At 38.4% G+C, this 10,733-nt stretch carries 9 protein-coding genes; 2 read left to right on the plus strand and 7 right to left on the minus strand.

Annotation, left to right across the window (positions count from 1 at the left end; genetic code table 11):
* Nucleotides 1-190: 190 nt before the first annotated feature.
* The 3 genes from AB5123_RS12900 to AB5123_RS12910 all read right to left on the minus strand — a co-directional run bounded on the left by AB5123_RS12900 (nucleotide 191) and on the right by AB5123_RS12910 (nucleotide 4,597).
* Nucleotides 191-700, minus strand: coding sequence for a hypothetical protein (locus tag AB5123_RS12900; RefSeq protein WP_022287857.1), 510 nt, complete (start codon nucleotides 698-700; stop codon nucleotides 191-193).
* A gap of 8 nt (nucleotides 701-708) precedes the next feature.
* A complete protein-coding gene (locus tag AB5123_RS12905) occupies nucleotides 709-4,008 on the minus strand; it encodes a hypothetical protein (protein WP_368364915.1) in 3,300 nt (1,099 codons plus the stop codon).
* 163 nt (nucleotides 4,009-4,171) lie between these two features.
* Complete coding sequence (locus tag AB5123_RS12910) at nucleotides 4,172-4,597, minus strand: hypothetical protein (RefSeq protein ID WP_368364916.1); 426 nt, start codon at nucleotides 4,595-4,597, stop codon at nucleotides 4,172-4,174.
* A 238-nt stretch (nucleotides 4,598-4,835) separates the two neighbouring features.
* On the opposite strand from AB5123_RS12910, the gene AB5123_RS12915 reads away from it, so the two are divergent.
* On the plus strand, nucleotides 4,836-5,549 hold the full coding sequence (locus AB5123_RS12915) for a LytTR family DNA-binding domain-containing protein (protein WP_117925297.1): 714 nt from the start codon (nucleotides 4,836-4,838) through the stop codon (nucleotides 5,547-5,549).
* 536 nt (nucleotides 5,550-6,085) lie between these two features.
* Nucleotides 6,086-6,847: a GHKL domain-containing protein gene (locus tag AB5123_RS12920; RefSeq protein WP_302839815.1), complete on the plus strand. Its 762-nt coding sequence runs from the start codon at nucleotides 6,086-6,088 to the stop codon at nucleotides 6,845-6,847.
* Nucleotides 6,848-6,925: 78 nt separating this feature from the next.
* Here the strand turns inward: AB5123_RS12920 and AB5123_RS12925 are convergent, their stop codons facing one another.
* From AB5123_RS12925 to AB5123_RS12940, 4 genes are all read right to left on the minus strand, one after another.
* A complete protein-coding gene (locus AB5123_RS12925; protein ID WP_368364917.1) occupies nucleotides 6,926-8,005 on the minus strand; it encodes a DUF3991 and toprim domain-containing protein in 1,080 nt (359 codons plus the stop codon).
* Nucleotides 8,006-8,018: 13 nt separating this feature from the next.
* Nucleotides 8,019-8,732, minus strand: a complete 714-nt coding sequence (locus AB5123_RS12930; protein ID WP_117898146.1) for a hypothetical protein — start codon at nucleotides 8,730-8,732, stop codon at nucleotides 8,019-8,021.
* A 16-nt stretch (nucleotides 8,733-8,748) separates the two neighbouring features.
* On the minus strand, nucleotides 8,749-9,075 hold the full coding sequence (locus tag AB5123_RS12935; RefSeq protein ID WP_117925303.1) for a DUF3852 domain-containing protein: 327 nt from the start codon (nucleotides 9,073-9,075) through the stop codon (nucleotides 8,749-8,751).
* The coding region (locus AB5123_RS12940; protein WP_368364918.1) for a SpaA isopeptide-forming pilin-related protein at nucleotides 9,072-10,733 on the minus strand (1,662 nt) is incomplete at its 5' end. The genes AB5123_RS12940 and AB5123_RS12935, both read right to left, overlap by 4 nt.

Genomic DNA, 10,733 nt, shown 5'->3' on the forward strand with positions numbered 1-10,733 from the left:
AATATCGTGAAATAAACAATCTGAAAAATAACTATTCTCGAAATTAACATTTTCAAACATAACAGATTCAAATTTGCGTCGGTATCAGGTTTCATATAATTGGGTTTAATGGGATTGTAGCCTGAATCAACAAGTAATCCGGACATTTCCTCAACATCTGAAAAACAATCGCTGTGCTATCTGATTTCTCCTAAGTGTTTGACAAATAGCTATTCCATTTATTCATATTACTGATTTTAGAATCTATTTTAGATAAAAAATTTGACTTTATAACTTTATCGACAGCAACATAAAAAGTTTCCGTCCTGTTGCCAATGTTATTATAATCCAGCATATATTTTTCTTGTGTATCGGTATTGAAATAGTAAATAAATTCATTACCATTTTGCTGATAAACCCATACCAAATATTCATTGGGATTTATATCATAGCAAAAATAATAACTTGGCAGATAATTGGTATAGTCCTCAAATCCAATGGCATATCTAATCAAATGCTCATTTTCATCGGATATAATCATAGTTTTATCAGGTTGCCAACCTTTATTGCTTTCAATAACTTTGATTGAAATTAAAACATTATTATCAGTTTCAATTTTTTCATTAAACAGTGTTTTTTCATTCTTACCCAAACCAACAATAATGCCTGAAATAATTACTGCAGAAATAATAATGCCGACAACTACCAATACTTTTTTCATACTAAACCTCAATTAGCTAAGTCAAAATAATAATCGCAAAATGCACTTGCAAAACCATATATCATATTTTCAGTTATTAAATTACAAGTAGATGAACTATACACGCAACCAGCAGAAAGAAAATCCATAGGAGGTCTAATATATGATGTAGCAAGTATTTTCAAATCAGATCGTTCATTTGAACCTGTAATATTATATATAAAATCAGAAAATCTTTGCTTGTTATTCATTTTTATTAAATAATTGTTAAGCAATTCATTTAAGTCCATATTGGGATTATCTTTATACTCATAGTATAAATTAACTGCATCTGCATCAACAATTACATCACTAATTCCGTAATGCGAATTCGAACGATTACCTAAATATGTACTCATTTCCTGATATGCGGCTTCTATACTCATATTATGCGCATAGTATTGATCTTTTCCATATAAAATATCTTGATCTATCACTTGTTGTAAGTCCCCTGCCCAACCAGCCATATCATTCATTGAACCATAATAAGTAGAATAAATGGATTTAATATCATTTTTTTCAAAATAAGCATTCATAGTTGCGGCAAGATGTTTTAAATCATACTTTTCGTTCGTCAATGGATCAAAGAGTTCTTCCACAGCATTATCATCTCCAAGGAAGTAATTATATACATCAATATTGTTATCTTTAACATATGCTATAAAATTCTCATTTATATTACCAGCTGTAATGTTCCACTTTGTGCCAATGTATTTAGTGCTGCGTAAAAATTCTAATACAAGTGTTATTTCATCGTCTTTATTTCGTAAATTATTATCTGAGCAGTAATTCTGAGCATATTCACATAGTATATCCAAATATGGAACAAACGAATATACTAATGGATTTAAATCACTTGAATCTACCGTCCTATCCCCATCTGTATCCGAATCAGACGGATCCGACCACATATGATGATAGTATTTGAACGTTGAAGGATTGCCCTGTTTTCCAGGTACTTCAACCTTCGTAAGTTCAACATCGACTTCTTCATTGTCATCAAGGCCGTCATCATCCGTGTCAGCTTTCATATAATCGGTATTAACAATTTTGCAATTTGAGCTTACAATAAGTCCGCTCATTTCTTCAATATCTGTAAAACCGTCACCATCAGTGTCTGTTTCTCCAACAAAGGTCTTAGGACCTATTTCATTGCAGCTTTGATTTATTTCAGCAGCGGTTTTAGCAGAGTATACCTTGCCGCCTGTCAGCTGTGCATAACCTATCAATGCAGCTGTATTAAAATCACCAATACAGAAAAAGTAAATAGGTATCTTGTTATTAATTGCAAGCTTAAGAAATCTACTGTCAACTGATACACTGCTGTCAGTAATAAAAATAATTTTAGAGTTATACCCCATAGCCTCATCATTGAGTATAACTGCTGCTAAACCAATTCCATAACTAGCATTAGCAGTTCTGCTGTAATAAATCGGATCCCATTTCAACGCACTTTTGACACTCGTAAAATCGGTGTTCATTCCACCAGCATTCTGGTAGGTCAAAAAGCTCATAATATCTGAATCCGACATTGAGTCTACAATATTACTAACTATAAGTTCATTTCGATTTGCGTTATTAACATTATATATATTTGAACTTTTTGATATTAATACAGTTGCATTTGGAATATGCTGGCCTTTTGATTCGTTTATTTTAGTGTAAATATCTTGCCATGCTCTATACCATTCTTTTCCGTCAACAATCATATACTTACTGAAGTGTGTAGTCTCCACACTTACAGTTGAATTCTCCTCGTCAAGAATGGTATCCAGCTCAACAAAATTGTCATTTTCTTCATCATACCACAAAAACAGCAGATTGTCAAACTCGGTATCTCCAAGTTTGGATTTATCCACCACATAAGTAAGCGTAGCCTTATCAAACTGCGAAGTCGTTTCAATCTCAAAAGGCTCTCCGACCAGCCCCACAACATCAGTGCAGAGAACATCTTTGTTCATGATGCTTTCAACGGTCGTGGTTTTTTGAAGATTTCCCGTACCCTCCATAGACATGCGGACTTCAGTAACGGCGCAATCCTCGTTCTCTACCTCGTGGATAAAGGTCTGCAAACGCTTTTCATTGCCGTCAAAAACACCGTTTCCGTCCGTGTCGGGATTCAGCGGATCGGTCTCAAAATATATTTCATCACCGTCATCAAGTCCGTCATCGTCGGTGTCGACCTTTAGAGGATCTGTTCCGTAGGTATAAATTTCTTCGCCGTCCTTTAATCCGTCACCGTCCGTATCATCATTGTAAAGCTCTGTACCCTGCTCGTATTCCTGAAGATTTGTTAAACCGTCTTCGTCAAAATCCTCATCACAGTCAAGTACGCCGTTATCATCGGTATCGGGTTTTGTTGGATCGGTTTCAAGCGTTAACGCTTCGTACCCGTCAGGAAGATTATCACCGTCCGTATCGGGATTATAAGGATCAGAGCCTATTTCCTTTTCAATAAGATTAGGCAGACCGTCATCGTCTGTATCGGCAAGATACTGCCAGTCATCAAATGTCCAACTAAGTTCTTCAGATTCTGTACCGACAAGATCTGCCCACGAGCTGCTGTAGTTAATATTCGCTCCGTATCCGTCGATAACAACATTCTGAGCAATGATAAGTCCGTTCATATTGAAGTTGTCGCAGTCTATGGTAACAGTTCCAAATGGAGCATAGATCAGTCCGTTTACCGAAGCCTGACTGTTTGAGATGTCAATATCACCGAATTTTGAATAGATAACCGTGTTGTTGCCGTTGAGATTTCCGCCGGAAAGATCAACGTCTGAAACTGCTCCTACAGCGTTATTCAGGCTGATATTGCCGTCCAGATTCAGTTTGCCCGTAACGTAGACAGAATTATTTATATTAATATTCATATCGGAATATGTATAATCTTCGTTGTATGTATCGCAGTTTTCGGTAAAATATTTGTCTGCAAGCTTGGTATGAATGAGAATCATATCGCAGCTTACATCAAATACATCTTCGGTTTCTTCTCCCTCTGTATTGTCTTCATCTGTAATATCGTCAATATCTGTAACAGTACCGTTGATATTGGGATACTGAGCGGTTGCCCCAAACACACCGTTTGTATATGCACTGCCGTTGAGTGTGAAATTGTCAGTGTTTATTGTGATGCCTGCGTCATTGTCTGCGGCAAAAACAGCATAGGGATACTTGGCGGTTTCCTCAGCCGCTGCCGGCATGACAGCTGCCACACTCGCTGTCATAGCTAAAGCCAGTGCTCCTGACAGCGTTCGCTTTAGCCGTGACTTTGTTTTTGGTTTGAACATATTTACTACCTCCATAATTATTTATTCTTGTTAGTTTACTAACTCCATAAAAATACTACAAAATCATGCTGTTCTCAACAAATTTCTTGTAAACACCCCCTTTTTCCTTGTAAAGGCACAAAAACGAGATCAGATTACTAAAATCCGACCTCGTTTTCACATTTCATAAAATGTTTTCATTGATACCAATATATACATCATAAATATTGTTTTTAATATCATGAACAATGAAGTACGGAGGGGTAGCGGGCAAAAAAGACTGGTCTTGAATATACTTCTTAAGCTCCTCCACTTTGTTTTGAATACTGTCGAAAGAACCGTAATGTCTTGTCCTTATAGCATTTACAAGTTTGAACTCCGGTTTATAGCGGTAATGCTTGCTGCTTGAAAATTGTTTATCTACAGGAATCAGAAACTCAAGAAAAGGGGATTTTTGAGTAATAACAATTTTCCCGTCACGGGATAGATCTAAAACGTCAAGACTATAATCGATTCTTTGGGCAAAGTCCTCTATTTCTCCGTAATCAAGCCGCATTTCAAAACATAAAACATTTTTATAATGTAGATACTGGTGTTCAACTATCGGCATAACCGCACCGCCTTACTTGAAGAATTTATAAAATGCAAGCCAAAAATTATAGAACATATTATTTGCCTCCTTTACAAATCGATGCCATTAAGATAACACCGATTTCTAAAACAGGCTACAAAATTCTTGTAAACACCCCTTTTTTTCTTGTAAAGCTCAAAATAGCTTGAAATTAATGTCAAAATATTGTATAATAAGAACAACAAAAAATATCAGAAAATAATAGGGAGAGGTTATTATGCATATAGCAGTTTGCGATGATGAGTCTTTTTTTCGAAAAACGTTGTCTGAAGAATTATACATATATGCAGATAAGCATGGTCTTAATTTTATTATATACGAATATTCCGACGGCATGGAACTCTTAGCTGCCGATATGTCCTTTGACTTGATTTTTATGGATCATCAAATGACAGATAAAAACGGACTCGATACCGTTTCGGTATTGAGGAAACGCAATGTTGATACTACCGTAATATTTGTGAGCAGCTATAAGGACGTTGTTTTTGACAGTATGAAAGTTAATGCTTTTCGCTTTCTCGTTAAACCGTTTGAAAAAGAGGATTTGTACGAAGCTTTGGATTCTGTTATAAAAAATCTAGCAAAAACTGCTTATATAGTAGTTAAGGATACTGTTAATCAAAAGAATATAACGATACCCGAAAACGAAATAATATATGCACAAGCCGACAATATCTATGCGGAAGTTGTCACAGCTCAAGGAATTTTTCTTTATTCAAACAAAATTTCTTCGTTGGTGAAAAAATTGAATGAAGAGTATTTCTACCGCTCAAATCGCTCGTATATCGTCAATTTCAATTACATAATCGGCTACAGTAAAAAGGAAATTGAATTTTCTAACGGTCAAAAAGCGCTTATTTCAAGCTCTAAATTCAAGGACTTTAAAAGCAAATATCTGAATTATCTTAAAAGAAAAAGTATAGGAGAATAGAAATGAATTTAGTACACACATTTGAATTTACAGTAATATCCATACTATATTTATTTACGATTATCCAAACCATGAGTCTTATTTATGGAACCAAAGAGTACAGGAGAAAATATGTGACTGTATTTCTTATGTATTTGATTTCCGGAATTATTTGCTCCTGGTATAGAAATCATGACAAACCTGTTATTTTCCTAACGGCAACAATATGTTATTATGCATTTCTACTAATTTGCATTTTGTCAATATTCAAATCAAAAAAATTATGGTCTGTATATATTTCGGTTATTGTACTGATTTTAGATTCTATTTTCCAATCAATTGGATGCATACTGATTGATTTATTTGTACAAGATTTTGACAGAGCAACGGTTTTAAATTTTTCATCTATGATTTTTAATATTGTTGTATTAATCCTACTCAGATTTCTTCAAAAAAATCATCAAAATCAAATCAGGAACAGCATAAGATTACTGCCAAAACGATTATATATATTGATATTAATTGTCCTGGTTTTTATCGGAGAGCTTTGTGGAAACATGGCTGTTGAATCTAGCGAGTTGTTCTTTGATAATAAAATAAACAGTTTCTTGACAGTGCTGACCATTATGGCTTTTTTGACAATTATTATTTCATTTGTATTCAGCAGTATTTCACGGCAATACTACGAAAGCATATTAGGAATAATGGAAAAACAGATGGTAGGTCAAGTTGAGCATTACCAAAAGATCAATAAGCTTACAGACGATTTGAGAGAATTTCGTCATGATTATAAAAATCATATGATATGTTTGCAGGCAACGCTTGAGAAAAGACAGCTTGATGAAGCACTTGACTATGTAAAAAGTATAACCAAGCAGAAGATAATTGATGCAAATAAGTTTTCAAGCGGAAATCAGATCGCTGATTCGATACTTTCGGAGAAAAGCGAATCAGCCGCAAATATCGGCACTCAGATTCAATTCAGCGGTTTTATTTCCGATGAGATTCCTGCAGTCGATCTATGTACAATGCTTTCCAACGCTTTGGATAATGCTATCGAGGCTTGTGAAAAACTCAGCTTAACCGATTCGGCTGTTATAACGGTGAAATGTGCTGTTGTACAGAATGTTCAGGTGATTAAATTATCAAATCCAAATCCAGACAACAAAAATTCCACAGAAACCTCTAAGCTCGACAAAGATAATCACGGCTTTGGGTTATACAACATTCGCAGGACTGTCGAAAAGCTTGGCGGAGAGATGAGAATACCAAAGCAGTTCCCGGAGTTTGTTCTGGAATTGGAGTTTCCAATCAAATGATAAAAGCTGTTGTATGGTTATGGTGACATACAACAGCTTTGTAATAGCTCCTATTCGGTTCATTTTTATTTTTCTTCGTTAATGGTATAACGCAAGTGCATACTCGGCAAGATATTTGTATTGTCCGTTTTTGAATGTTGCATAGATTTGCGAGGTCAGCTTATCGGGACGGCATTTTAAATACCCCAGTTCGCTTACTTCTTTCAGATATTCTTCCTTCCGCTTGTGAGGAACAGCAGGTAAAGCTTTGACCCCGTTCTTTGCTTTCAGCACCTCGTTCCAGTCCTTAAACTTCGGTGCAAGCCGTTTCACATCGGTATATCCATTCTCTGAAAGAATATCTTTTAAGCGGTCAACGGCCTCGATCCCTCCTTCGTCATTATCAACGCAGAGAATTACTTCCGATAAGTTAGAATGATTCTTTAATGCCGCAAGCACAGCATTTTCATACACTCCGTTCATTGCAATGCAGCTGTGCTTTTGCCAGTCTTTCGGATACAGCGTCAGAAAGATCAGCATATCAATAGGAGCTTCAAAGACATAAAGTCGTTCATTCTCTCCGAAATGTGCAAAGCTGTAACGTGTATCAGAACCGCCGCAAGTGATATGAAACGTACCTCCAACGCTGTTTGTTGACCGCTTATGTGCCTGTTTAGGCTCGCCGTCTTCTTTAAGCCCGACAAATACGGCATTGTGATGTTCTTTATCCTCGTAAAGTGTGTGTTGCTTTGCAAAATGAGTTATGACTTCGGGAGCGATAAACCTCTGTTTTATGAGGTAAGCATACACTCTGTGCATATTTGTGTTTGCTTGGGGCAGTCTGAACTCTTTCTTTTCTTCCTTTGCGATAGCTTTCGGCGGACTGTGGGACAGCGGAGTTACCCTCTGTCCCAACAGTTCCTGTACCGCAGTCTGAAAGTCCATACCATAAAACTCCTGCATAAACTTTATTGCTCCGCCGCCTGTCTGATTTTTATGGTCGAACCATTTTGACCCACGGATGGTTATACTGTCGTGCTTGCCTGAGCTGTCGTAATATATGAGCTTATGCTCTACGCCGGCACGTTCTAATTTTTCACCTCGCATTCGCAAAAACTCTTCAAGGTTCACGCTGTTGGCAAGGACTTTTTGCTCGTCTGTGAATGGTATATATGGCACTTTATCACCGCTTTCAATACTTCACATTCTCCGCAAACTTAGCCATCAGCTGTGAAAAACTCTGCCTTTCCATCATATCTGAACTGAGAAATGCACCCGACACAACGGTAAGCTTGTTCTCCGAAAGCACAGCGTAGGTTTCCGTGTATCCGAACTGCGTCGCCATACCATCGGATTTCTGAACAGAGCCGTACTGCTGATACTTACCCTTTGAAACAACACTGCTTGTCATTCGGTAACTCGAAACAAAGTCATCTTCGGTGATACCGCTCATCTGTGCGGAGGTCTGTCCGAAGTAATAATCTCCGAAGTTTTCAAGGATATATTCCATATCGTGATCAAGATCACTCTGACTTAGATCAATACACAGAACATCTATCATACCGCCGCCGTTTGAGCCTTTCAAAGTAATTTTATTCACACCGTTTGAGTTATCAATTTCGTTCTCAAAGGAACTGCCTTTCATTGCTTCTGTTACCAATGCGCTTGTATCTGCAAAGCATATATTTGAATCGAAAAATTCGGCAATAAAGGTGTCCGTCTTTATCTTTTCATCCTCTAAACTGCTTTCAGCCTCCGAAGAGGCAGCCGAGTCGTGTATGGACTCGGCTGTGGTAGTAGCTGTTGTTTTCGTAACAGCATTTTGAATCGGCGGACTGATCGTTCCGCAAGCTGTCATTGTCAGCATAATCGTCGCTAAAATTGCAGTCATTACTTTTGCTTTCATATTCATTTTCCCCCTATCAGATTATGCTCCAGATGTACAGCGGACAGGTCAGAGAAAAGATCAAACAGCCGAAAATGATAGCGATCGGCGTCCATTCAAGCTGACCGTGTTTGCGATAATCGAGGTATGCGAGTGTTATCTTCACAAACAGCAGAACCGCAAGTATCACGTCTATTACGGGAAACACCACATTGTTTACGACTGAAACGACCTGCGATTTCGCCGCACCCCAGGTGCTTGTCACCGCCCCTGCAACATCGCCTGAAGCATAAGCGGTTAGCGACATCATAGCTGCAAAGCACACCGAACTTGCTGCTGCGATCAATTTCTTTTTAGATCTCATTTCACATCATCCTTTCTCTGTTCCTTATCGTTCTTTTTGTATATGACCATACCGAAAACCATAATAACCGCTGTGGCTACGAGATAAAGCTCAGCACTATTGTCTGCGGATACACCTGTATGAGGAATATCTATTATGACCGTAGGAGGGGTTTCAAGATCAGGCGTATGCTCATCATACATAACGACCTCGGTCACAGAACCGTCCTCGTTGACAGTAAACCTGATCTCGTTTGCGATCTCGTAACCGTCGGGAGCAATTGTTTCACGGAGCGTGTACTCCTTGCCTGCGATCAGCTTTCCTTCGATGAAGTGAGCCTCGTCCGTGGATACCCATTCCTCAACAACATTTCCGTCCTCGTCAATGATCTGGAGCGTTGCGCCGGGCAGTTCCTCACCTGTGGTAATATCCTGCTTGGAAATCTGTACCTTAGTCGTATCATCCACCATAGTGATAAGCGGATCGCCGTTATCCGAAACGGCTTTTGAATCAACGTTTTCTACCGTAACATTGCCGTAAACATCAACGTTGAACTTAATGTCTGTCGCAATAATATAACCGTCGGGAGCGGCAATTTCTTTAAGCATATATTCACCTGCACCAAGCTTTGAAACAATGTGGTTTGTGCCGTCGGAAGTCCACTTATCAACTGTCTCACCGTCAGCATTTTCAAGCACCATTTCAGCACCCACAAGTTCGTTTCCGTACACATCACGCTTTGATATCTCAACAGTAACAGGCTTGTTTTCCGCAGTTATCTCAATAACCTCTCCGTCCTCTGCAATGCTGACAGCATATTCCTTACCGCTAAGAATATATCCCCTTGGACTTTCTATCTCACGGACGATATACTTTCCAAATGGAACGTCATCAAATTCAAAAAAGCCATTCTCATCTGAAACGGCAGTCATTATTGCAGTATCTCTGCTGAACTTCACACAGTCGGCAGTAAACAGCCCGAACACCGCATTTTCAAGAGGTTCGCTCTTGTCATCTACCTTGTGACCCTCTATCCTGCCACGCTTGAGAAGATTTACGAATTGTCCGCAGTCAATATCCACAGTCCGGATGTCCTGTCCCATATATTCGAAGTTTACAAGATATTTTTCTCCGTTAAGAATATAGTGTTCATCAGTAGAAATTTCTTTGACATAATACCTTCCGAAAGGTATCTGTACATCAAATTTTGCAGTCATATTCTCAGCAAGTGAAACCTCTGAAAGCAGTCCGTCCGCAGGAATAGCAGAACCGTCAGCGGCAGTAATATCTTCTGCGGCGAATAGCCCGAAACGAATGCTTGTATAGCAGTCCTTGCCGTAGATCCCGAACAGTTCATCACTTTCCATAACCTTAGAAAGCGATATCCTCACGCTCTGATACTCATTTTCAAAAGCTGTATTCACAGTATCTCTCACCTCAAATTCCTGCCCTGCATATGTCAGCTCAACATCTTTAGGCTCATTGTTCAGCACATAACCTTCGGGAGCTTTTATCTCTCTGATCTCATACTTGCCAAGATAAAGCGGCTCAGTTTCGGCATAGCCGTTTTTGTCTGTCGTGATCTCTGAAACAACATCTCTGGCATAAGCTCTTGTTGTACCGTCGAGCGTAACAATATCCTCTACAGCGATCACCTGAAATACTGCGCCGGAAAGATT

The organism is Ruminococcus sp. RTP21204st1_B2_RTP21204_210225 (assembly GCF_040914135.1).
Classification (GTDB): Bacteria; Bacillota; Clostridia; order Oscillospirales; family Ruminococcaceae; genus Hominimerdicola; species Hominimerdicola aceti.

Coding starts and splice junctions, on each gene's coding strand:
- AB5123_RS12900 (WP_022287857.1), bottom strand. CDS start 700: ATGAAAAAAGTATTGGTAGTTGTCGGCATTATTATTTCTGCAGTAATT.
- AB5123_RS12905 (WP_368364915.1), bottom strand. CDS start 4,008: ATGTTCAAACCAAAAACAAAGTCACGGCTAAAGCGAACGCTGTCAGGA.
- AB5123_RS12910 (WP_368364916.1), bottom strand. CDS start 4,597: ATGCCGATAGTTGAACACCAGTATCTACATTATAAAAATGTTTTATGT.
- AB5123_RS12915 (WP_117925297.1), top strand. CDS start 4,836: ATGCATATAGCAGTTTGCGATGATGAGTCTTTTTTTCGAAAAACGTTG.
- AB5123_RS12920 (WP_302839815.1), top strand. CDS start 6,086: ATGGCTGTTGAATCTAGCGAGTTGTTCTTTGATAATAAAATAAACAGT.
- AB5123_RS12930 (WP_117898146.1), bottom strand. CDS start 8,732: ATGAAAGCAAAAGTAATGACTGCAATTTTAGCGACGATTATGCTGACA.
- AB5123_RS12935 (WP_117925303.1), bottom strand. CDS start 9,075: ATGAGATCTAAAAAGAAATTGATCGCAGCAGCAAGTTCGGTGTGCTTT.